Source organism: Psychrobacter sp. AOP7-A1-24 (genome assembly GCF_052376235.1).
In the GTDB taxonomy this organism is placed as follows: domain Bacteria; phylum Pseudomonadota; class Gammaproteobacteria; order Pseudomonadales; family Moraxellaceae; genus Psychrobacter.
Genome location: NZ_JBQSVM010000007.1, coordinates 1 through 24,109 on the forward strand (window position 1 = coordinate 1; position 24,109 = coordinate 24,109).

21 protein-coding genes and 1 pseudogene are annotated in these 24,109 nt (G+C 41.7%); 8 read left to right on the forward strand and 14 right to left on the reverse strand.

Annotation, left to right across the window (positions count from 1 at the left end):
* Positions 1 to 172: 172 nt before the first annotated feature.
* Positions 173 to 709, forward strand: coding sequence for a type II 3-dehydroquinate dehydratase (aroQ, locus tag ACT3QQ_RS03885; protein WP_444526991.1), 537 nt, complete (start codon positions 173 to 175; stop codon positions 707 to 709).
* Positions 710 to 832: 123 nt separating this feature from the next.
* Positions 833 to 2,134 (forward strand): ABC1 kinase family protein, encoded by a 1,302-nt coding sequence (locus tag ACT3QQ_RS03890; protein ID WP_444526992.1) that lies wholly within the window; start codon positions 833 to 835, stop codon positions 2,132 to 2,134.
* 27 nt (positions 2,135 to 2,161) lie between these two features.
* Here the strand turns inward: ACT3QQ_RS03890 and ACT3QQ_RS03895 are convergent, their stop codons facing one another.
* On the reverse strand, positions 2,162 to 2,992 hold the full coding sequence (locus ACT3QQ_RS03895; protein ID WP_444526993.1) for an ion transporter: 831 nt from the start codon (positions 2,990 to 2,992) through the stop codon (positions 2,162 to 2,164).
* 317 nt (positions 2,993 to 3,309) lie between these two features.
* On the opposite strand from ACT3QQ_RS03895, the gene ACT3QQ_RS03900 reads away from it, so the two are divergent.
* A complete protein-coding gene (locus ACT3QQ_RS03900) occupies positions 3,310 to 4,059 on the forward strand; it encodes a YebC/PmpR family DNA-binding transcriptional regulator (RefSeq protein WP_444526994.1) in 750 nt (249 codons plus the stop codon).
* 80 nt (positions 4,060 to 4,139) lie between these two features.
* On the opposite strand, the gene ACT3QQ_RS03905 is transcribed toward ACT3QQ_RS03900, so the two are convergent.
* Together ACT3QQ_RS03905 and ftsY are read right to left on the reverse strand one after the other, a co-directional pair.
* Complete coding sequence (locus ACT3QQ_RS03905; RefSeq protein WP_444526995.1) at positions 4,140 to 4,706, reverse strand: methylated-DNA--[protein]-cysteine S-methyltransferase; 567 nt, start codon at positions 4,704 to 4,706, stop codon at positions 4,140 to 4,142.
* Between the two features lie 52 nt (positions 4,707 to 4,758).
* Positions 4,759 to 6,138, reverse strand: a complete 1,380-nt coding sequence (ftsY, locus tag ACT3QQ_RS03910; protein ID WP_444526996.1) for a signal recognition particle-docking protein FtsY — start codon at positions 6,136 to 6,138, stop codon at positions 4,759 to 4,761.
* 294 nt (positions 6,139 to 6,432) lie between these two features.
* Here ftsY and ACT3QQ_RS03915 point away from each other — a divergent pair, with 294 nt between their 5' ends.
* The 3 genes from ACT3QQ_RS03915 (at position 6,433) to ACT3QQ_RS03925 (ending at position 9,783) form a co-directional block, all read left to right on the forward strand.
* On the forward strand, positions 6,433 to 6,582 hold the full coding sequence (locus tag ACT3QQ_RS03915; RefSeq protein WP_156410696.1) for a hypothetical protein: 150 nt from the start codon (positions 6,433 to 6,435) through the stop codon (positions 6,580 to 6,582).
* A gap of 65 nt (positions 6,583 to 6,647) precedes the next feature.
* Positions 6,648 to 8,135: a M16 family metallopeptidase gene (locus ACT3QQ_RS03920; protein WP_444526997.1), complete on the forward strand. Its 1,488-nt coding sequence runs from the start codon at positions 6,648 to 6,650 to the stop codon at positions 8,133 to 8,135.
* Between the two features lie 70 nt (positions 8,136 to 8,205).
* On the forward strand, positions 8,206 to 9,783 hold the full coding sequence (locus ACT3QQ_RS03925) for a M16 family metallopeptidase (RefSeq protein ID WP_444526998.1): 1,578 nt from the start codon (positions 8,206 to 8,208) through the stop codon (positions 9,781 to 9,783).
* A 151-nt stretch (positions 9,784 to 9,934) separates the two neighbouring features.
* Here the strand turns inward: ACT3QQ_RS03925 and ACT3QQ_RS03930 are convergent, their stop codons facing one another.
* Complete coding sequence (locus tag ACT3QQ_RS03930) at positions 9,935 to 10,450, reverse strand: hypothetical protein (RefSeq protein ID WP_444526999.1); 516 nt, start codon at positions 10,448 to 10,450, stop codon at positions 9,935 to 9,937.
* A gap of 322 nt (positions 10,451 to 10,772) precedes the next feature.
* On the reverse strand, positions 10,773 to 11,639 hold the full coding sequence (locus ACT3QQ_RS03935) for a D-Ala-D-Ala carboxypeptidase family metallohydrolase (RefSeq protein ID WP_444527000.1): 867 nt from the start codon (positions 11,637 to 11,639) through the stop codon (positions 10,773 to 10,775).
* Between the two features lie 284 nt (positions 11,640 to 11,923).
* Between ACT3QQ_RS03935 and rodA the strand changes: the two genes are divergently transcribed.
* Positions 11,924 to 13,066 (forward strand): rod shape-determining protein RodA, encoded by a 1,143-nt coding sequence (gene rodA / locus ACT3QQ_RS03940; RefSeq protein ID WP_444520923.1) that lies wholly within the window; start codon positions 11,924 to 11,926, stop codon positions 13,064 to 13,066.
* 947 nt (positions 13,067 to 14,013) lie between these two features.
* Positions 14,014 to 14,355: pseudogene (locus ACT3QQ_RS03945) on the forward strand (septal ring lytic transglycosylase RlpA family protein); the annotation flags it as partial.
* A gap of 162 nt (positions 14,356 to 14,517) precedes the next feature.
* Here ACT3QQ_RS03945 and radA read toward each other — a convergent pair.
* The 9 genes from radA to mutL form a co-directional block, all read right to left on the reverse strand.
* On the reverse strand, positions 14,518 to 15,957 hold the full coding sequence (radA, locus tag ACT3QQ_RS03950) for a DNA repair protein RadA (protein ID WP_444520922.1): 1,440 nt from the start codon (positions 15,955 to 15,957) through the stop codon (positions 14,518 to 14,520).
* 376 nt (positions 15,958 to 16,333) lie between these two features.
* Entirely contained in the window at positions 16,334 to 17,044 is a 711-nt protein-coding gene (gene lptB, locus ACT3QQ_RS03955; RefSeq protein ID WP_444527058.1) for an LPS export ABC transporter ATP-binding protein, read from the reverse strand.
* Positions 17,045 to 17,187: 143 nt separating this feature from the next.
* Positions 17,188 to 17,745 (reverse strand): lipopolysaccharide transport periplasmic protein LptA, encoded by a 558-nt coding sequence (gene lptA, locus ACT3QQ_RS03960; protein ID WP_444527001.1) that lies wholly within the window; start codon positions 17,743 to 17,745, stop codon positions 17,188 to 17,190.
* Between the two features lie 88 nt (positions 17,746 to 17,833).
* A complete protein-coding gene (lptC, locus tag ACT3QQ_RS03965) occupies positions 17,834 to 18,418 on the reverse strand; it encodes an LPS export ABC transporter periplasmic protein LptC (RefSeq protein ID WP_444527002.1) in 585 nt (194 codons plus the stop codon).
* Positions 18,415 to 18,981, reverse strand: a complete 567-nt coding sequence (locus ACT3QQ_RS03970; protein WP_444527059.1) for a KdsC family phosphatase — start codon at positions 18,979 to 18,981, stop codon at positions 18,415 to 18,417. The genes lptC and ACT3QQ_RS03970 overlap by 4 nt, the downstream gene beginning before the upstream one ends.
* A gap of 77 nt (positions 18,982 to 19,058) precedes the next feature.
* On the reverse strand, positions 19,059 to 20,051 hold the full coding sequence (locus ACT3QQ_RS03975; RefSeq protein WP_444527003.1) for a KpsF/GutQ family sugar-phosphate isomerase: 993 nt from the start codon (positions 20,049 to 20,051) through the stop codon (positions 19,059 to 19,061).
* 213 nt (positions 20,052 to 20,264) lie between these two features.
* On the reverse strand, positions 20,265 to 20,792 hold the full coding sequence (hfq, locus tag ACT3QQ_RS03980) for an RNA chaperone Hfq (protein WP_444527004.1): 528 nt from the start codon (positions 20,790 to 20,792) through the stop codon (positions 20,265 to 20,267).
* 326 nt (positions 20,793 to 21,118) lie between these two features.
* Positions 21,119 to 22,285: a tRNA (adenosine(37)-N6)-dimethylallyltransferase MiaA gene (miaA, locus tag ACT3QQ_RS03985; protein WP_444527005.1), complete on the reverse strand. Its 1,167-nt coding sequence runs from the start codon at positions 22,283 to 22,285 to the stop codon at positions 21,119 to 21,121.
* Between the two features lie 73 nt (positions 22,286 to 22,358).
* A complete protein-coding gene (mutL, locus tag ACT3QQ_RS03990) occupies positions 22,359 to 24,104 on the reverse strand; it encodes a DNA mismatch repair endonuclease MutL (RefSeq protein WP_444527006.1) in 1,746 nt (581 codons plus the stop codon).
* Between the last annotated feature and the right edge of the window lie 5 nt (positions 24,105 to 24,109).

Genomic DNA, 24,109 nt, shown 5'->3' on the forward strand with positions numbered 1-24,109 from the left:
TGCTTTTTAATATCTAAATAATTTTTTAGACAAACTTTTATAACTCAGCTGGCAAGCTGTTATGATAAAGAGCAAAATGCGCTAAAGCCAGCTTAGTCTGGCTGCACGCGTCTTAAGTTATTCATATATTATAATAAACTATCAACATCGCTCAATAGTTACCGAGACCATTATGACCGCCTCTACTCCGATAAAAGCAGCTGAACAATCGACTAACGAAAACTTCAATAAAATACTGACTCATAAATTACTACTAGTAAATGGGGTAAATCTAAATTTACTAGGTAAACGAGAACCGCATATTTATGGTCATACGACGCTTGCTGATATAGAAAAGCAACTAATCGAGCGCGCCGCACGCCATGGTATAGATTTAATATGCATACAGTCTAACCATGAAGGTAAGCTAGTAGACGACATTCAGTATCACGGATTATTGGCGGATAAATCTGACCAAGTCGATGCTATCATCATCAACCCAGCTGCATTTACGCATACTTCAGTAGCTCTACGCGATGCACTATTGGCCACGCAAAAACCATTTATAGAAGTGCATTTATCAAACGTTCATGCACGCGAGCCTTTTAGGCATCATTCCTATCTAAGTGATGTTGCGGTTGGAGTTATTTGCGGCTTGGGCCAATTAGGCTATCAAATGGCGCTTGATTACTGGTTGAGCAATATATATGCAGCCGAGACAAACAAATAAAGTGACGGTGTTTACTCTTTTACAAATAATTGCACGCGTCTTCACACATTAGTCAAACAGTAATATTGTAATTAAAATAATAGAATTACGACTGAGCAAACAACCCATTATACGGTGACATGAATGGCAAAATCGTCCGGAAAACGCTTTATGAAACTTGCTGGTATGACAGCAAGTATTGCTGGCAAAGCCGCTAAAAACTCATTTAAGCATCTCTCAAGTGACGAAGAAAAGCGTCTGCAAGCTCGCTCAGATCTGATGCAAGACGTAGGCGTTCAAATTGCCGAGACGTTGGGGGAGATGAAAGGCGCTGTGATGAAGGTCGGACAGATTGCTTCACAGTACAAGGATGTGTTCCCGCCTGAGGTGGCATCAGCACTCGAAAAGCTACAGAAAGATGCACCGCCAATGCCGTATGCGCAGATACGTGCCCAAGTTGAACGCGAGCTAAAAGCGCCTATATTAGAATTATTCAGCGAGTTTGAAGAGACACCTTTTGCCGCAGCATCGATTGGACAAGTGCACAAAGCGACGTTACCATCGGGTCAAAAGGTGGTGGTCAAAGTTCAGTATCCGGATGTTGACGAAAACTGTGATAGCGATCTCAAACAAGTACGCATGGCATTAAAAATTGCTGGCGTGCTCAATATGAGTAAGCAGTTACAAGAGCAACTTTTTAATGAGATTCGCCAAAGTCTGCATGACGAACTAGACTATGTCAAAGAAGCTCATAATTTACGCGTGTTTGGTGCTTTTCATGCAGAAGATGAAGGCCTTATTATTCCTAAAGTGATTAGCAGTCATTCTTCTAAAAGGATTCTGACTTTAACTGAAGAGATGGGAGAGACATTGACTGTCGCTGCGACATGGGACAATAACGTCAAACAAAAAATCGCTGAACGTCTGTTTCACTTTACCGCAGGTCAATTATTTGGGTTGTACCGTATGCACTGCGACCCTCATCCAGGTAACTTCGCTTTCCGTCATGACGGCAGTGTCGTGGCATATGATTTTGGCGGTATCCGTAGTTATAGCGATAGTGAAGTGCAGCTATTCAAATGCTTTGTCAAACATGCGCTAAAAGGTGACGTCACTGCACTCGAACAAGATTTGATTGCCCTAGATATTCGCCGCGAAGACGACAAGAACATCCCTGGTGAATTTTATGAACAGTGGCTATCAATTGGTATGAAGCCTTTATCTATTAGCCCCTATCAAGAAGGTGCATTTGATTTTGGTAGTAGCCAAGTACATCACGAGGCCATTGCTCAGATGCGTACTTCTTTAAAGTACTTCGGTCAGTTTCAACCTTCCGCTACCACTATGATGCTAGATCGTACTGTATCAGGACAATACTGGAATCTGGTCAATCTAGACGTCGAGATCGATCTGTCGCCTCTAGTTGATGAGTACATCGATGCGTAGTAGATTCATTTGCTGTCACAATTGAATCTATATATGTAGTGCGTGTCCGCAGCGATCACAAAAGTCTGCCCCTACCGCATGACCAAACTTGCCGCAGTTTGGACAAGTCACTGGGTTCAACTGCGGACGCATATTACGAGCTAGCTCTGACGTAAAGATACCTGTTGGTACAGCAATAATCGAATAACCCGTGATCATGACCATGGTTGCGATTGCTTGTCCAAGCGGTGTTTTGGGTGACATATCACCGTAGCCAACCGTCGTCATCGTGACAACTGCCCAGTAGATAGACAATGGAATACTGGTAAATCCATTCTCTGGCCCTTCTACCACATAAATGATTGAACCGAAGATGGTTACCAATAGGACAAGCGATAGGAAGAAGACCGTGATTTTCTGCTGACTGGTTTTTAATGCGGAAGCCAAAAACCCAGCCTGTTGCATATAGGCTTTGAGCTTAAGAACACGGAATACACGTAAAATACGTAATACCCGTATCACGAGTAGATACTGCACGCCCACAAACATTAGGCTCAAGTAACTTGGCAATACAGACAGCAAATCCACTATCCCAAAGAAACTAAAAGCATAACGTAAGCGGTTGGGTGCTGAAAACAGTCTTAGCACATACTCAATGGTAAATAGGATGGTAAAAAACCATTCTGCATAAAAGAACAACGTGCCATACTGCAAACGCATATATAGCACACTATCAAGCATGACGACGGCCACACTGGTTAAAATTGCAATCAGCAATACAATATCAAAGAGTTTACCCAAACGGGTATCTGTGCCTTCGATAATGATATGCGTACGGTTACGTAAGTGTGTAAGAGCTTCGGCGGTTGGTTGCTTCATAGAATCAGTACTTTATAAAATCAATGGTTTGGTAGCACGCAATGACTTAAAATGTGATGGATAAGGGCAAGTTGGTCAAAATAGCTAAAACTGGTTTATAATATCGCTCACCTATCACAGTGAATACAATCTATAGGTTGCCACAGTGTAGCAAAAAAGCACTCTCAACAACATACAAATCGTTAACGTGCCAGTAGCGCTGCTGCCTCATATAGACAAAGTAATGATAGTATAAAATCAGGCAATCACATATTGAAGGTTGTTATTGTTCACTCTTTTTATTCATAAAAAGAGTACGTAGAACTTAAGGATGTTATATGGCAGGCCATTCAAAATGGGCAAATATTAAACACCGTAAAGCCCGTCAGGATGCAGTAAGGGGTAAGATATTTACCAAAATTATTCGTGAAATCGTTTCAGCTGCCAAACAAGGCGATCCCGATCCTGACAAAAACCCACGCTTACGTGCCGTTATCGAAAAAGCGCTATCAGCCAATATGACGCGCGACACGATTAATCGAGCTGTCGACCGCGGTACAGGCGGCGGTGATAACGAGAATATGGAAGAAGTCAGTTACGAAGGCTATGGTGTTGGTGGTGTAGCTGTATTGGTCGAAACCATGACGGATAACCTCAACCGTACGGTTAGCGAAGTACGTCACGCTTTTACCAAAAACGATGGAAACCTTGGTACATCAGGCTCAGTAGCATATCTATTCACTAAACGTGGCGAGATCACTTTTAACGATATCAGTTTAGAAGATGAAGTGATGCTCGTTGCATTAGATGCGGGCGCCATAGATATCGAAAATGACGGCGAGAGCTTACTCGTTATTACTGAATGGGAGAGTTTTGGTCAGGTCCAAGATGCCCTAAATGCGGCCGGTCTGGTTTCTGACAATGCCGAAGTTACCATGTCACCATCTACCACGGCTGAGATCGACAATGTTGATGATGCTGAAAAGATTATAAAGATGATTGATATGTTAGAAGATGCTGATGATGTGCAAGAAGTTTATACTAACGTAAAATTCTCTGCTGACGTCATGGCTCAGCTTGAAGCATAATCTTATTAATTGTTCATTGAAAAGGGCCAGACACTAAAAGTATTTGGCCCTTTTCTATTAAGATAGATTTGGACTCAGCTTTACGTCCAACTTCCTTCTAGTGCTAGTAAATATTCCTTTTTATCTAGCCCGCCTGTATAACCACCAAGCTTACCATCGCTAGCAATCACTCGATGACAAGGCACAATAATGCTAAAAGGATTTTTGCCATTGGCCTGTGCGACCGCACGAAACCCCTTTGGACTGTTGACACGCTGCGCGAGTGTGGCATAGCTGATAGTTTCACCATACTCAATACCTTGCAATGCCTGCCATACTCTTTGCTGGAACTCAGTACCCATAGAAAAGTCTAAAGGCAAATCCAATGTCTTACGTTTACCATCAGCATAGTCTTTGAGCTGGAAAATCGTTTCTATTAATAAGGCTTGAGCAGGTTCATCCATGCTTAGGCTATTTTTATCTATAAAGGTAAAGTCTTTATCTGTCATACCATAGTACTTTTTAAGTTTAGGCACAGATTTTGAGCTATGCCATGAATTACCTGCCAGCAGCCAGTTGGTTTCAACAAGCATAGGCTGACCATGCTCGTCGGCATGAGCAATTAACGTTAATTGATGTGACCCAAAAGCTGCTGTGGTAACTATCATAGCATCTATTTCCATATTATCTTAAAAAATTTACTCACTAAAACTGGCTATTTTATTCTTTATCTTCGGTCTCGAATAAGGCGGCAACAAACTGCTTCGGACTAAAAGAACGCAAGTCATCAATCGACTCACCCACACCAATATAACGAATAGGCACATCTGTCGTTTCGGCAATATTAAACACCACACCACCTTTAGCAGTACCATCTAGTTTGGTAATAGTGATACCTGTCAGCGGTACAATTTTATTAAACAGCTCGACTTGATTGATAGCGTTTTGACCCGTACCAGCATCCAGTACAATCATACCTTCATGCGGGGCACTTGGATCCGCTTTACGCATGACACGTACGACTTTCTCTAGCTCTGCCATCAAATGTGTCTTATTTTGTAGACGACCAGCCGTATCAGCGATGAGTACATCAATATTTTTTGCTTTAGCTGACTGCATCGCATCAAAAATGACAGAAGCGCTGTCAGAACCATGACCTTGCGCCACAACTGGAATATCATTGCGCTCGCCCCAAATCTGTAGCTGCTCAGTCGCTGCCGCGCGGAACGTATCACCCGCTGCCAACATGACTGATTTTCCCTCACCTTGCAGACGCTTGGCAAGCTTACCAATTGTTGTGGTTTTACCCACACCATTGACACCTACTACCAATATAACGAATGGCTTTTTACTGGTATCAATCACTAATGGCTCAACTTTTGGTGTAAGGATATCAACCAGTTCGCTTTGCAACGCTTTATATAGTGAATGGGCGTAAATCAGATCACCACGATCTGTCTGCTCAGTGAGGCTCTTGATAATACGATTCGTCGCGTTGACACCGATATCAGCTACCAATAGTTGGTCTTCAACTTCTTCTAATAGCTCATCATCAATCTCTTTACCACCGATTAAAATACTAACCATACCTTCGGCTAAGTTTTTGCGTGACTTGCTGAGACCCGTTTTCATACGGTTGAACCAGCTGCCTTTTTTCTTGCTTTCTTTAGGCTCTTGTGTTTCTGCAGCAGGCTCTTTGGTAGTAGCCGCCTGCGTGTCGCTATCAGACACTGGGTCTACACTTGGTGTATCACCCAATTGATCTTGTAACGGCATAGCAGGAACGGTTGATGCTGTATTGGACTGACTTGTAGTACTTGTCTCTTCAGCGCTTAAAAAGCTTTCAGGAGCACCTTTAGGAACATTGTGCTCTTCTGTCATCACAATTGGCGTGGCCAACGCAATATTATCTGCAGAATCATTATTCGGGACGTCTTGACTTAACGTACTGTCCTGTTTAGGGGCAATATCATCGGCATCATCGACGATGGGTACAGATTGCACCGGTAGACTGGGTAAGGTAATATCATCGTCATCTAAGTCGTCGTGACCAGCATCAAGGTTAATGACTACGCGGTTAGTATTGTTTGGGTTATTCATAAACTTGCCCTAAAGGTTATCACTATCAATTATTTGTTTATTGTTAATGGATTTGTATGTTGCCATCTGGCTGCGAGCGACATGACACCTAATTTTGACTTATTTTAGCATATTTAAAGTCATGCTCAGCCCTTACCCTATTAGACTATCGTCAAAATTTATCTGTTTAAGAAATCACTCTATGATTTGAGAAAGTTTTGCTTAAGGTTTGGACACAAAATTCTGACCCGCTACTTATCAGACTTCGCCTACTCTACCAAGACTTATTTGATAAATATTTATTAGGAACGCTTTATGTCATTATTCTCTAAACACTATAAGAAAATCAGTAGCATCAGTGTGGCTGTTCTGCTAACGACGACTATATTGGTGACAGGTTGCACCACCACGCAAGAGTTTAGACCGACTGCGAGCGTTATGGTTGGTGCTCAGACCTCTTTGTAATGCCTTCTATTATTATGATTATCATTTAATTCTTCAGTCATCATTCTATATAAGTAGACCATATCATGCCATTGTCTTTACCTCTACCGGCTGCGCCATTACGTATTGCTTGTGCCTTAGCAGTAGCAGCGTCACTTGCTGCGTGTCAAACCAACACGATGCCTACTAATTCCGCAACCACGACAAGCTCAATCACAACAAATAGCTTGGCTCAAAATATGTCAGATGAAAGCAAAGATACTCAACCATCCGAGTTGACAATGGACATGTCGAGCCGACATGAATATCAATTAGAAAATGGTCTAAAAGTCGTCATAAAAGAAGACCACCGAGCCCCAGTCGCTATGACACAAATCTGGTACCGAGTGGGCTCGGCAGACGAGCCTGTTGATAAAGGTGGTATCTCTCACTTACTCGAGCACATGATGTTTAAAGGTACTACCAATGTCGATAGCGATGATTATGAGCGGCTAATTGCTAAATTTGGTGGCGTCAACAACGCTTTTACTAGCTATGACTATACTGGATATTACGAGCTGTTTCCTGCCAACCGTATGCCGCTGGCATTGGAGCTTGAAGCAGATCGCATGAAAAACCTTACTTTCGATGACAATGAATTTGCCAAAGAACATCAAGTAGTTATGGAAGAGCGTCGTCAACGTACTGATGATAATCCGCTTGCCAAAGCCTATGAATCATTTCGTCTGTTAGCGCTACCTGACAGTCCAAAAGGCGAGTCTGTCATTGGACCTATGGACGAGCTAGAATCGATTAAACTTTCAGACTTAAAAGACTGGTATAAGACATGGTATGCACCCAATAATGCAACGTTAGTCATCGTCGGTGACGTACAACCACAGAAAGTGCTCACCCAAGTCAAACGTTACTTCGGTGATCTAGAAAAAAGCAACCTACCCAAACGCACCTCTGTCACTCAAAAAGGTTTTCGTGGTTACCAAAAAATAGACTCTGAGCAAGCTGTACAAGTACCCGTTCTATTAATGGGTTACAACGTACCGAGCCTTGCAACGGCAGGTGCAAGCAATGAAAAGCAAGCTTATGCCCTCTCACTTGCTCAAGATGTGCTCGATGGCGGATTATCTGCACGCTTAGAGAGTCGCTTGATACGTGAACAGGGTCTGCTGACCTCTGTTGGCACTTCTTATGATTTACTAGACCGCGGCGATGGACTGTTTTTAATACAAGCAACACCGCGTGAAGGCGTCAGCTTAGAGCAAGCACAACAAGCCATAACCTCAGAAATAGAAAAACTAAAAACCGATCCTATTGCCAATGATGAAATCAGTCGCGCTAAAACCAATACGGTTACTGGTTTGATTTATGCGCAAGACAGTATGGAAGGACAAGCACGTATGATTGGCTCGCTACAGTCTATCGGTCTAGATGATAGGTTGCTGGCTAAGTTGCCAGCTAAGCTCGATGATATCAGTGTGGCCGACATCCAAACTGCCAGTAAAAAATACTTGGTCAGAGACAACTTGACGGTGATGCATATCGTGCCACCTCAAGACAATGAAAAACCAACTAAATAATAGACGCTATGTATCATCAAACGTCTCATAAACATGGCCACAAAACCGTATTATTAATAAGAAGAAACTCATGATTCAGAATAAATACGATTCTAAAGCGAAGCAAGAATCCTTTAAGACTACCTCACCCTCTGTAAGAAGTACCTTTTCATCTAAAAAGCGATCCTACCTCAGTACCAGCGTAGCTTTTGCTTTTAGCATCTTGGCTACTACCGCGCAGGCTGATACAGCCGCTGCTGAAGATTACCGCGCACCTGCTACAGTCGATACAAGTGCGTCAATTGCTGCTCTATCTAGGCTAACCAGCTTAAACGATGACAAACCTTTAAAAGTCACCGTACCAACAATTCAACAGTTTAAGACCAAGTCTGGCGTACCTGTTATGTTTGTACAAACGACCACCCTACCAATCGTCGATGTTGATTTGCGTTTTAATGCGGGTAGCGCGCGTGATGGTAGTATCAAAAAGGATGGCTTTGGTATTGCTAACATGACAGCGACGATGCTCGAACAAGGCTCCGAAAGTCTAGATGAAAATGCATTTACACGTGCCGTAGAAACTTTGGGTATCAACCTAAGCAGTAGTGCCTATAAAGACATGTTTATCGTTTCACTACGCAGCCTATCTGATGATCAGCATCTCCTGCCAGCCGTTGATTTAATGACACAGATGGTAAGTGAGCCTACGTTTGACGAGGAAACGCTAGCACGCAATAAAGCACGACTCCTCGTTGGTTTACAGCAACAAAAACAAGATCCAAATAGTCTAGCAAGTATTGCTTTCAGCGATGCTTTGTACGGTACTCACCCTTATGCGCATCCATCAGTCGGCACATTAGAAAGCGTTCCTACTATCCAGAAACAGCAACTTATAGACTTCAAAAACAAATATCTAGTGGCGGCAAACGCATCTATTGCTATGACAGGTAATCTGACATTAGAGCAAGCAAAAAATCTGGCAGAAAATATCACTGCTAAATTGCCTACTGGCCAAGCTGCCGCCGAATTACCTGAGCCGAAACCGCTTACTAAAGCGCAGCACGTTCATATTCCATTTCCAAGCACTCAAACCACTGTACTCATGGGACAATTGGGTAGCAAGCGGGCAACTGACCCAATAGCACAGCAGCAGCAAACCAACTTTGCGGTTGGAAACGAAGTCATGGCAGGTAGTGATTTTAATGCACGGCTAATGACAGAAGTGAGACAAAACCTTGGCTATACTTATGGAATCTCGGGATCAATGAATTCCATGCTCTCTCGAGGCCCCTATCAGATTGGTTTTTCGACACGTAATGACAAAGCGCGTGCGGCAATTGATGCAAGTTTAGAGGTTATCAACGAGACACTGGATGAGGGTATCACTAATGATGAGATGCGCTTGACTACTGATAACTTAAAAAACAGCTTCCCAATGGGATTTGCAAGCAATGCAGGCATCAATGGCTTACTCGGAATGATGAATTTTTACCAATTACCGAATAATTACTTAGCTGACTATACCAATCGCATCGATCAAGTCACACTTTCAGAGGTCAATCAAACCATGCAAGATACACTAAAGCCTGATAATTTCTTGATTGTCACTGTGGGACAAGAAAATCCGTGGGAAGAAAAGAAAGCGACAAAGAAAACCAGTAAGAAATAAGTTGCTAGGAAGTAGGATATTTTTAGATATAAGAGTTATTAACAATATATGCATGTTATGAGTAGTAGAGAATACTACTCATAACACTTACTTTAATATTTGAAATACTATGGCCCTAAAATAAAAAATGGAGCATTCTTAATATTTAGCATTAGGAATGCTTGGCATCAGAGATTTTTAGCGTAACATCATAGACAAAATGCTCAGGCTTATAGGTAGCCCCATTATAGCTTAGACGGATGACATGCTTATCATAAGACGTCACTTGATACTTACCATTAGCAAAATTATGTATCGTTGGCACAACTAATAGCGCTTCTATTTGACGGTTATCTACTTTGACATTGAGACGCTGCCCCTCTCGCGGATATAAAAAATAATCACAATAGTCATTTACCATGACCTCCGATATACGCTCAATAACCTGATTCCCTGTTTCTTCTTGAATTAATTTTGGACAAACGTCAGAACGCTTAGATGCCAAACGTGCGTAAGAGTTCTTGATATTGTCTTCTATCTCCTTAGAGCTTTGTATGTTTCTAGCAGAATTATCTGTCACTGTCATACTACTTTCGGAGGACACCTCTGTACTACATGCGCTGACCATCAGTATGGATACGAGTGCAGGAATAAGTAAAACGCCATACTTGTTATGGGTCGGCTGCAAAAGACTCTGACGCCTACCTTTTGCTTTATAGTATCTTACTGTTGTTGAGCACTGATTTTTCATAAATGTCGCTTAAGGTAAATTCAGTCGTTTTTTGTAGATCATGGAGACAATTGATCGCACACATTATTAAAGCATGGCTTGCGAATACCAAACAAATTTTTGATGAACTTATGCGTACAACCTATAAATCCTACTAAACAATTGCAATAGTATTGCTTTTAGTAAATACCGTCGCAGTATATATAAAAATGAATATACATATCTAGCGTTATTATGATTTGTTTATCTTTATTCGACATTTATATCAGTAACAATCTACTTAATATCGACAAGAAGAAGAGCTACTAGCGTGATTAAATCCCCATTTACGGTAGCCATCAGTATCCAAATGAATAGCCCCTGTCGCATATAATCCTAAGCCGAAATTGTAAGACTTTCCCTGATATTGCCAAAACTGACATAGGCCATCTTGCATGGTATTCAAGCGCCATAAATTATCTTCGTACTCAGGCACCCAAATATCTATAGCACTCGCATTCATATGCTTACTACTATCAGCACCACCTGCACAATCATTCAGTCCTGGGTTACGATATACCGACCGTATTTCACTGCTGGTCGGCAAAATGCCTTGATTTTTCAATTCACTATAGAGATGCAATGTCGGTACGATGTTAGGCCATAACTCTTGGGGTGGTAGCTGATAAGGTTCATACCCACATTTACTCCAGCTACGAGCGGTTGTAAGTAATTGAGATAGCGGTGGTACATTCTGTGACCCTACTCGTGAACTGAGATAGCGTTCATACTCTGCCACTTGCCTAGCACGATAGCTATTACTATTTAGCCATGCGTTAAAGTCCATGTTAGTAGAATCTTTATAAGCATTATTGTAGGTGTTGTTTGACGTACTATAGATGGCACCGCGCTTCACTATATTCACACTTTTGTTTTCTTCAATAGATAACCTAGCATCAATCTCAAAATCACGCTGCTTTTGTACAATCAAGTTCTGCATACTATCGCTATTTGATGTATTCGCACTACTACTTTGACGTATTTGAATACGGCGTTCACTATCATCACTGATAATAACGGCATGAGCAGTTATACTACCAGCACAAAGTATGAACGTAAGAACAGGCTGGAAAATTTGCCTATACGCATAGGTTTTTGATTTCATCATGACAAGAAGCTACCGCTAAAAACGTTTTATCGATACTATCAAATTTTCGACAAGCAGGCTAAACTATCGCTTCTAATTTGAAGTCCGATATTGATAATTAACACTTATCCTCACAACTTTTATAATTGAGTGACTTTATTACTTGTGTGCCAATTAACTGACTGTTGATTGCTCGCGTACTTTTATTAGAAATGGTACTTTTAAGCTTATCTCACTCTATGTTTATAACGAAAAAATTTAGTTAGTACTTCCTTCCTACATCAATTGTTAGTCAAACTCTGCCTATGTCTTCTAGCCCGCAATATCGTTTTTCACGTCAGAGCCATCATCTGGGTCAAGGTCATGCACCGACACTATGGCAACGTATCCATATCGATCCATGGTTAACCTTACTACTACTGACAGTTTGTTGTATTGGTCTAACGATACTATATAGCGCTGCAAGCCAAGATATTGGTATGGTCATTCGCCAAATGGTCAGTTATGGTGTGGCATTTGCTGTGATGTTTACCATGGCACAAATACCGCCCAGTCTCTATCGTACTTTTACGCCTATATTTTATGTCCTAGGACTCATACTATTAGTATTGGTAGATATTATTGGTGAAGTGCGTATGGGTGCTCAGCGCTGGATTAACTTACCTGGTTTTGGTAGTGTACAACCTTCGGAATTTATGAAACTTGGCATGCCAATGATGTGTGCTTGGTTTTTGTCTAAGCGTGATCTGCCACCGTCAGCGTCTAGCATTGCTATCACATTAGCTTTGATTATTGTACCTGTGCTATTAATTGCTAAAGAGCCTGATCTTGGTACGTCACTACTGGTCGCTGCCAGTGGTATATTTGTACTTTTCTTAGCAGGCCTCTCGTGGCGTTTAATCTCTGCCGCTGTAATCTTAGCTGTACCTTTTATCGCTTTCGCTTGGAATTTTTTACTCCACGACTATCAGCGTACGCGGGTATTAACACTCCTCAATCCTGAAGCAGATGTACAAGGTGCTGGATGGAACATTATTCAGTCGAAAACAGCCATTGGATCTGGTGGTCTCACTGGAAAAGGCTACCTAGAAGGCACTCAATCACATCTACACTTTCTACCAGAGGGCCATACTGATTTTATCATTGCTGCTTTCTCCGAGGAGTTTGGTTTACTCGGCGTGATGCTACTAATGTTTATCTACTTTTGCCTTCTATCACGTGCTCTATATATTGCTTTCACCCATCCTGATGTCTATTGCAGGTTGTTAGCTGGTGCTATCGCCATGTCTTTCTTTGTTTATATATTTGTCAACGTCGGTATGGTTGGCGGCATCTTACCTGTTGTAGGTGTTCCACTACCATTCATTAGTTATGGGGGTACGGCAATTGTAACTCTGATGGCAGGATTTGGCTTACTTATGTCTATTCATACTCATAAATCTGGCTAGATTACCTACGACTTCATAAAAAATGATATATGTTCGTGCAGGTAACAACAATAGTTACAAACCTGAAATAATGAGTCATTCTACTCGCTATTATTCTAATGATAAACGAGCATAATTTCTGATATTGATCAATTAACCACAGATACGGAAAGATTTTATTGCTTGTTTTTTACAAAAAATTGCGTTAATCTCATTTAACTATACTCTGATACATAACATGTACATAGCTACCAACAAATATTGCATTTAAATATATTTAGGTTGTAGCTTAGCTGTATAGTTAACATCTTGTAGATTCCAGACTTTCAAATACACTACTTAATTAACGGTTTGATAACAAAGCGATACGCGATGTCTTCTAAACCTTCTATTAATGTAGCACTCTAAAGAAGTTTGTATATCGCACATCATGTAAATACGACATAGTGATATTGTCACTCAGTCTTTGTTCTAGACTCTGTATTCAATAGTTATCGCTAACTATCATTTGAGCGTATCGTCAGTCGCTCTAGCCATTATATTCGCTAAACACTGATGAGAATGAAATGAAAAATTACCATACATCAATATTTATAAGAGCCATCTATTAACCGACATGAAAATAATAGGTTGATATTATGCTCAGTCTAAATTATTTAGCGTTAGGTTTTGATGTATAAGTTATAGAGGTATTTATGAATAAGCGTTTATCTGGTTTACTCACCATGTCAGCAATGTTGTTTGCTGGCTCTGCAGTCGCTACCAATGCAAATGCTGCAGAAGCAAAGACCACACTTGCTATGATTTCGCAAGATAACGCCTCCCACATCGACCGTGTACTTGGTGAACTGAGTCGTCAGCACGATGGCGCATCAAGTTTAGTTAAATCAGCCCGTCAGCCTACTTCGTTAGCCCTTAGTAGCTCATTACTGGCTAATGATACGACCCAAGTTACTAATGATGAAGATGTACTAGAGCGTCTAACAGCTGTGGCCTCTAACTCAGTAAGCAAATTCAAGCAGACTGGTCTTGCTTCATGGTATGGTCGTAAGTTCCATGGTCGCAAGACTGCTAGTGGTGAAACTTTTGACATGAATGCTCTGACTGCAGCGCATCGCTCATTGCCACTAAACTGCTATGTCAAAGTTACTAACAAAACCAATGGTAAAACGGTCGTCGTAAAAGTGAACGATCGCGGCCCATTCCATGGTAACCGCGTGTTAGATCTATCCTATGGCGCTGCCAAGAAACTTGGTATTACAAGTAAAGGTGTGGGTAACGTTTCTATTGAGCGCGTTGCAGGACCATAGTTTCAAGTATCGATTTTAAATACTGATAACATTGCTAACGTATATAACAAAAAACGCCTAACTAATAATTAGTTAGGCGTTTTTTATGATTTATATTTATTGTTCCAAACTGATAGTAATGACTTAATTACTTAAAACCAAGCACTATGATTTCTACATACCCTATAATTCAAATGCGCTTTCGATAGCATCATCAAGTCGCTCAACCGCAATTACGTTGATACCTTTAAACTGAGGCGCTCCCTTAGCAGGTGCATTGGCTTTTGGAATAATGGCATGCTTAAACCCATGCTTCATCGCTTCTTTTAAACGTTCCTGTCCATTGGGTACTGGACGAATTTCACCAGATAGACCTACCTCTCCAAACACGGCTAGTGATGATGGTAATGCCCTCTCTTTGATACTTGATGCACAAGCCAGCAATACGGCTAAATCAGACCCCGTCTCTATAACTTTTACGCCACCAACAACGTTGACATAGACGTCTTGCCCGCTAGTGTGTATCCCACCGTGACGATGCATCACTGCTAATAACATAGATAAACGCTGGAAATCCAGACCCAGCGCCATCCTTCTAGGCGAACCTTGTGAATCATCGACCAAGGCCTGTACTTCTACCAATAATGGTCTTGTACCTTCACGGCTGACCATAACCACAGAGCCCGCAACAGGTTTGTCATAACGACTCAAAAATATTGCTGATGGATTGGCAACTTCTTTGAGCCCCATATCAGTCATACCAAAGATACCCAGTTCATTAACCGCACCAAAGCGATTCTTGACCGCACGAATCATACGAAAACGCGAGTCAGACTGGCCTTCAAAATAAAGCACCGTATCAACCATATGCTCTAATACTCGCGGACCAGCCAGTGTACCCTCTTTTGTTACATGCCCTACTAAGAATAGCGCTGTCCCTGTTTGCTTAGCATAGCGCGTCAAAATCGCAGCAGATTCTCTAATCTGACTGACACCACCTGGCGCAGAGTTAATAGCATCCGTATAAATCGTCTGAATAGAATCAATAATCGCAATGGCTGGCTGCTCTTGCGTCAATGCAGCACAGATAGTCTCTACGTTAGTTTCGGCAAGTACACGTAACCTGTCAGCAGGCAGGTCTAAGCGTTTGGCTCGCATGGCCACCTGTGCCAGTGACTCTTCACCCGTCACGTATAATGCACTACCTGCCAATGAATCAGCCCGTGCCATATTGGTCGCCGTTTGCAGCAAGATCGTTGACTTACCAATACCCGGATCACCACCGATTAATACAACAGAACCTGCAACTAGTCCACCGCCAAGTACGCGATCAAACTCACTGATACCAGTTGGTAGGCGTGTGTCAAGTGTGACGCTTACTGCGTTAAGTGGCATAACAGCGCTATGAGTACCAGAGTAATTACCAGCTGGCGCACTACTGCTACTATGAGCAGCAGCTCGAGCACTATTAGGCTTCGCGGTGCTCTTATTATGATGTGGCATACTGACATTTGGGGCTTCAACCAAGCTATTCCATTCCCCGCAATCTGTACACTGACCTGCCCATTTACCAAAATGCGCGCCGCAATGCTGACAGACATAGCTGGTTTTATTTTTTGCCATAGCTTATAAGCCTTATTCAGAATATCAATCGAGAATAATAAAGAAAGTATTGTCACGCTTTTTAAGCGTTGATTCAGAAGTATTTGTTATGATAGCCAGCCATTATTTTGTAAGCTGTACTTTAAAGAGGATGATGTTAATTGTAGATACAAGTAGTAGCTGGCTTACAAGTTCTATAAAGAGTAGTTTCAGCCAGCTCTATTAGTTAATTAGAGAGTACAAAATTGTTGGTATGAATTTTACACAGCGTTTGGAAAGCAAAACGTATAGGAAGTAAGGAAAATCCATACAAGTATAACTCTACTTTAACGGCATATTTTTGTTTTAAGCGCACTATATAAAATAGAGTATGAGATAAGGGATTTAATGTTCTCACTTATACTTGAAAGTCTTTGCCTAGATAAACAGATTTTACTAAGTCGTTTTCTAACACTTCAGTTGAAGTGCCTTCTGCAATGATAGCGCCTTCTGATACGATATAAGCTTTTTCACAAATTGCCAGTGTATCTCGAACATTATGATCGGTTATTAGAACGCCTATACCGCGTTTTTTTAATGTTAAAATAACGTCTTTAATATCGCCAACAGAGATAGGATCTACCCCTGCAAATGGCTCATCCAACAAGATGAACTTAGGATCAGCGGCCAATGCTCGCGCAATCTCACAGCGACGACGCTCACCGCCTGACACGCTCATACCCTGAGACTTGCGTACATGTTCTAAATGGAACTCGCCAATCAACTTTTCAAGCTCTTGCTGCTGTTCAGCCTTACTTAATTCTGTACGAGTCTGTAAGATAGATAGAATATTATCTTCGATAGACAACTTACGGAAGATTGATGCTTCTTGCGGTAGATAGCCGATACCTGCACGCGCACGCTCGTGCATTGCATACTTGGATAAGTCCATTTTACCTAAAGTGACACGGCCTTTATCCATATTAACCAGTCCCACAACCATATAAAAGCTAGTCGTTTTACCAGCACCGTTAGGCCCCAACAGTCCTACAACTTGTCCTTGCTCAACAGAAAACGAAACGTCTTTGACCACCCAACGCTTGCCATAACGTTTGCCTAGGTTTTGCATAGTCAATCGAGCAACTGGCGCCGTGTTGGTATTTGATGCCGATAGGTCTAGATTTTTATCTTCGCTCATAAATTACTCTTACTTTCACACAACTTAAGCATTGCTAAGGACAAACTTATTGATTCGTGATCTATTTATTTGGATTAACGTACGCCGCTTTGGTTTGTGCCGTTATTAGGCGGGAATACCAACTCAACGCGCTGATTGCCACCAGCAGTCGCTTCGACATCACCTGCTTTTAGACTATAACGAATGACATTACCAGCAAAGCTTGCACCGTTCTGAACCAGCTTAGCATTGCCAGTTAGCGTAATGATTCCAGACACCGCATTATAGTCAATTTTATTAGCCTGACCTTTTGCCAAGCCCTTTTCTTGCGTGACTATTTGCTGCATAGTAGCGGGACGGCCAGTTGCTACCGCTGAGTTAATGCTACGCTGCTGAGAAAGATTGACCGTAATGTTGTCGGCTGTCATCTTAAAGGTACCTTGAGTAATAATGACATTACCTGCATAACTGGTCACACCTGTGCGCTCACTATAAGTGGCTTTATCCGCTAGCAACTTAATCTGCTGATTGGAATCTGATGGCAGTGCGTGACTATAAAGCGGTAGCGCTAACAACATTACCATTGGCAATGCACGTAACTTATGCAAGCAGACTGATGATGCGCGTAAAGTAGGCAAAAATTTAAGTTTCATATAAATAACTCATTTCATAATAGGTGGTAGGATTTGCAAACTTTATGCTAGCCGCTATTTTTAACACAATGAATAGAAAAGGTTTCAATTAAAATAATGCTTGATCTTGGCGTTCAGATGGAGAAAAAGCAACAGCAACTTGGCCAAATTCATACTCACCCGTCTCAAGATTAGCCGTCATACTAGAGGCTTCAAACCGGTTCATGCCTTGTTCAACCTTTACAGGTGCATCACTATACACCTTACCTGATTTCGTATTACCCTTTAGCGTACTACCGGTTACTTTTATCGGTTCAATATCAGGAGTATCCTTGTTGCCTTCGCTTACTAGTGTAAATCCACCTGATAAGCTAAATTCTCCTGTCTGTTGGCTGATCGCTGCACTGCCTGCCTGAATGCGATAACGTTGCTCTTCAGATGGTTCCCAATTCATAGTAATGCCTGACATTTCATCCTGATTGGTCTCAGGATTATGGGTCAAAGATTCAGCCGTAAGCTCATACTCGGTTTCGCCTTGCTCATTCGTCTGCACAGCTTTGATATCGGTGGCTTCGTAATCGACATCTGTTGTTTCAATATTGACGGGTGGCGTTACGTCGTCTTGCTGCTGAAAGAACCAACCCGCGATACCAGCAATAATTAAGGCTAATATAATTAAGACACGTGTATTCACGACTGTTTATCCTGATTTTGTGCCTCATCAAGCGTGTAATGCGCGATAAAGTCTTGATAATGTCCATGACCTTTTAGGATAAGATCACATATTTCGCGCACTGCCCCAGTACCGCCAGCACGAGTCGTTACCATGTCGCTACGCTGAATAACTTCAGCATGCGCGTTAGGTACCGTTGCTGCAAACCCTACTGTTTGCATCGCCTTAATATCTGGTAAATCATCACCCATGTAAGCACAATCGGCAGCAGTAATATTAAGCGTAGGATCTAGAGATGATAGCAGCTCATTTAGCGCGATTAACTTATCGTCACGTCCTTGCACCACATGGTCGACGCCCATTTCTGCTGCGCGTTTATTTACCATCGCACTACTACGGCCCGTAATAATGGCTGTCAAAATACCGTAACGCGCTAGAGACTTAACACCCACACCGTCCTGTACTGAAAACGCTTTGGTCTCAACGCCATTAGCATCATAGATAATTTGACCATTGGATAAAATACCATCGACATCCATGACCAATAATTTTACTTGTCCGGCTTTCTGTATTAAATCTTGCATCATTCATCTCTTTTTAATATTTATTTTCTAAGAGTTATACTATATAGCTTAACTATTTCGACACTAACTCACAAACCTTATTTCACACCAGCTTGCAGCAAATCATGCACGGTAATAATAGCTTCTAAACGATCTTCATCATCAATAATCAATAACTGACTGATAGCATTCTCATTCATGACACTCAGCGCATCTGACGCACGCATCGTTTTGCTGATATGGCGTGGGTTACTGACCATTACTTCATGCATTGGCGTTTGTAAATCGATGCCTTTTTCCAACCCTCGGCGCAAGTCACCATCTGTGAACACACCAACGACCTTGTTGTCATCACCAGTCACTACCGTCATGCCCAAGCGACCAGCAGACATAGTAAACAAAGCTTGTTGCAATGGGGCTTGCTGATGAATCAAGGGCAAATCTTCTGATTTGGTATGCATTAAATCTTCGACGCGCGTCAACAGCTGACGGCCCAAAGCACCAGCAGGATGTGATAATGCAAAGTCTTCAGAAGTGAAATTGCGTGCATGTACTAAAGCAACTGCTAACGCATCCCCAAGCGCTAAAGTAGCCGTCGTACTGGAAGTAGGCGCTAGATTAAGCGGACAAGCCTCTTGCGACTGACCAAGCGTCAATACAATGTCAGCTGCTCGTGGTAGCATACCGCGCTTGTCGCGACTGATACTGATAAGTGGAATATTTAGATGTTTAACAACTGGCAGTAGCATCTTGATTTCATCTGACTCACCTGAGTTTGAAATAGCAAGCAGTACATCACCTTTCACAAGCATTCCCAAATCGCCATGACCTGCTTCGCCAGGATGCATAAAAAACGCAGGCGTACCGGTTGAGGCGAAAGTCGCTGCGATCTTGCGGCCAATTAGCCCAGACTTACCCATGCCCGTGACCACTACTCGACCCTTACAAGTCAAAATGATGTCGCAAGCCTGTGCAAACCTGTCGTCAATCTGCTCTGTTAGCAATGCCAACGCTGATATCTCAGTATTAATCGCCTCAATAGCAGTCGTAATAAATTGCTCATGGGTTAAGTTGTTTTTGGTATCACTCATGAATCCGCTCTATTTTTATAATGAATCAATAGTTTATTTTACTACACTACGTTTCATATTAGTAATGGTCTACATTAATATAGTATTTTACAATCAATAAACAGCTTACTGCTATCTATACAAAAAAAACCCACTATTATCAGCAGGTTTTAAACAGATAAATCATACTTCAATAATTTGGCTCTAAACAATATGCTCGGTTAACGCAACGAATTAGTTGTTATTATCGTTAGGTCCATCATTTGGGTTATCTTCAAAACCTATATTATCTGCTGTAGCATCAAAACCACGGTCTTGACCAAAACCCCCACGCTCAAAACCACGCTCTTGACCTTGGCCAAAACTACCACGTTCAAAGCCACGATCTTGACCTTGGCTAAAACCACCACGGTTAAATCCACTACGATTCGATGCAAAGCCACGCTCTTCGAAACCACTAGCAGCAGGGTTGCCACCACGTTCAAATCCACCACCTTGATATCCAGTTGGTGCTGCACTTTGAGGTTGAGCACTGGTACCTGTCGACGTACTACTACGCGGGTTACGTGCTGGTACTACTGTTGAAATGGCATGCTTATATACCATTTGGCTCACTGTGTTTTTCAGGAGAACAACATATTGATCAAATGATTCAATTTGGCCTTGTAGTTTAATACCATTGACCAGAAAAATAGAAACAGGAATGCGATCTTTACGCAGCGAATTCAAGAATGGATCTTGTAAAGTTTGTCCTTTTGACATGAAATCTCTCCTAAATATTATATAATTATGTTTTGAGTGCCAATCATTTTAAGTGTCAATTTAATTATAATGGCTAAAAGGTAGATACAATAAGGTGTTTTCTTTATAAAACGTATCTAAATAAATACTCGTTGCTCTTAAGTGATTCCACTTTATCGCGAATACGTTATTATTGTAAATAATTAAGTAACTAGTTGTTTCCTCAATATTTTCTGTATACAAAAGTTTATAAATGGCTGTTATAACAATAATCAACTCATTGAGCTAAATTATAACAGCTATTTATACCGATTTTTGAAACTAATTGTGATACCTATCATTACACTTTAAGATAAATACTCTCGTGCTTCGGCCATCGTTTCAAACGTTTGTAATATCATACGACTGCTAGTATCAACTTCGTTTTCAGATTGCGAGATCTTACTTGACGATGTATTAGGCAATTGCATTACCTTTCGCAGCCATGTGTACTGACGTTTCGCTAGTTGTCTTGTAGCATATAATGCCTTATTTTGCATTTCCTGACAAGCAAGCGCCTCGGTCTCTTGTTTGGCTATGTCCGATTGAGCGGCCGACTGAGTCATATTATCTGGGGTTTCTTTTTCTCCATTGACAGCTGTATGCGCTCCAAAAGCTTCATAAAATTGATTTTTGTCCAGGTGAGTCTCATCAAATATCGGATGATCAGTATTTACCAAGTATTCTAGTACTTGCCTGTAACCTACACAGCGCATCGAAGGCATATTAGGCGTAAGCGGATACTTTTTTAGTAAATCAATGACTTCAGTCACTAGCCCTTCATTCCACATGATGTCTAAGCGTTGTTCGATACGATCATGTAGCCATGGACGATCTGGCATTACCGATAGCGCATGCCACTGCTGCTCTGGGTTGTGTGCCAGTGCTTGCTTTGGCTTGCGCTGCCAGTCACTTATTGGCGTGTCCGTTTGCAGATAGACTTCAACCGCACGCGTGATACGCTGAGTATCAGTAGCGTTTAAACGCTCATGGCTTGTAGGATCTACACTACCCAAGTAATCATATAGAGCACTAATACCTTTCTCTTGACGCCATTCTTCTACTCGCGCCCGTATACTATCATCACTATCAGGCACAGGAGACAATCCATCGAGTAGCGCCATGTAATACATCATGGTACCGCCTACTAATAACGGTATCTTTCCTTTTTTATGACACTTATCAATGAGACGGGCAACATCACTAACAAATTCAGCCACGCTATAGCTTTGCGTAGGATCAATAATATCGACCAAGTGATGTGGGTAACGCGCCAGCTCAGTCGCTGTTGGCTTGGCTGTACCAATGTTCATATCACGGTATATCAGTGCTGAGTCCACTGAGATTAACTCAAAGCGGCCAGTATCGTATAGCTCGTACGCCAGTGACGTTTTGCCGCTAGCGGTTGGTGCCATGAGACAAACCACACTATTATCCGCCAGTTTGTGAGGCAGACTGTCAGACGAACGATGCATAAAGTGGCCTTTCATAATATATGTATAACGGTTATTTTAATTATTATTAAATGCTGTCATTATTCTCAAATAGTCAAGAAAGCATTAGCTTCACTAAACGGCGACTATCCATCGCTTTGATAGCATAATTCGTGATTATTTCAGTAAGATCATTCGCAAAAACCATTGAATCTTGCGCAGACATTTGCATATTGACCGTTATCAGTTGCTGATTAATCTCCATGGCGCTGTTTGGCAATTCATCTTTTTTGAATACTTGCTGATTAGAGGTAAGTGATGCAAACAACTGGCTTACTTTAAACTGCCAATCTTTAGCACTTATCAGTAAACACTGCCCTTGATGATAAAATAACAGCCAAGGTAGATTTTTATCATCTGCGTTTGAGTCAATATCAATAGTTTCTATACTATCGACCATATCTAAGCAAATTGGCAAGGATGCCGAATTGGCTGCTCCAGTAGAGGAATGTGAAGTACTACTATCACTTTGTCCTGCCTGCTCACCAACATACGGTTGTACTGATTCTTGCAATAAAGACTTACCTGAAGATATTTGACTTGCAGTGGACTGATAAGACTGTCTAGTAGCTTCTACTTTATTATGCTGCCTTTGATCATTGGTAGGCTGACTACTGGACATAGGAATTTCAGACGGATAACCTTCAGAAGCATTACTATTTGCTCGTTCCGAAGACATGTACTGACTATCAGCGTCTGTCGTTGGTACAGATACGGGGGCATTGACTGTTTTCAACTGAGAGCGAATCGTATGGCCTAAATGTGCCATAATATTATTCAATGGACTGATTTTGATACGTTGTTTAGATGGATGTACATTGATATTCAACCATTGAGTTGGTAAATCAAAATACAGTGCGTACCCCATACCTGCCAGCTGTGCACCTTGTGCAAGTTGACGTATTTGATTGCTAATCAACGCTTCTTTTACCAGTCTACCATTTACATAAATCAGCTTTGGTAAGTCAGGTTTTTCATAATGCAATGGCCATAACCAACCACTAATTGCTGCTTGATTAACATTACTATCATCGTACTCTACAGACGACTGTACCAGACTCGACAAATCTATCGATATTGCTAATGCATTGTCTGTCAACGCCATACCTGTTGCTTGTTCTAGACGCGGCAGTGGCAAGCGGCTGTCATTGTTACCACTAATACTCGTAGCACTTGCAGATAATGATAGCCGCTGTTTATTGTCATGAAAAAGTGTCAAAGCAACATCGGCACGCGCCAGTGCGACTTCTCGAACAATGGTTTCGATATGACCGAACTCAGTGGCAATAGATTTTAAATTGCCACGGCGGGCAGGTACGTTAAAATACAGATCTTTTACGACGATCGTTGTACCGCGGTTATGCACAACTGGTAACAGTTTCGGTGTATCATCTAATACGCCAGCGACTTGTAATTGACGACCAATACCACTCTCATCATGACTACTGGTTAGGGACAAACGCGAGACAGCAGCCATCGCCGCTAACGCTTCACCGCGAAAACCCAACGTCGTAATACCATGCAAATTAGCAACATCGGCAACCTTACTAGTCGCATGACGAGTAATCGCCATAATCATATCATCAGGATGAATACCGACCCCATTATCCACCACTTCAATCAAGCCCATACCGCCTTGAGTGATGCGAACCTCAATGCTGGTCGCACCAGCATCAATGGCGTTTTCGAGTAACTCTTTGACCACTGCTGATGGACGTGTCACCACTTCACCTGCTGCTAATTGATTAATTAGCAGCGGCGATAGTTTTTTAATACGTGTATTAGAATGATTATCTGGCATTGATA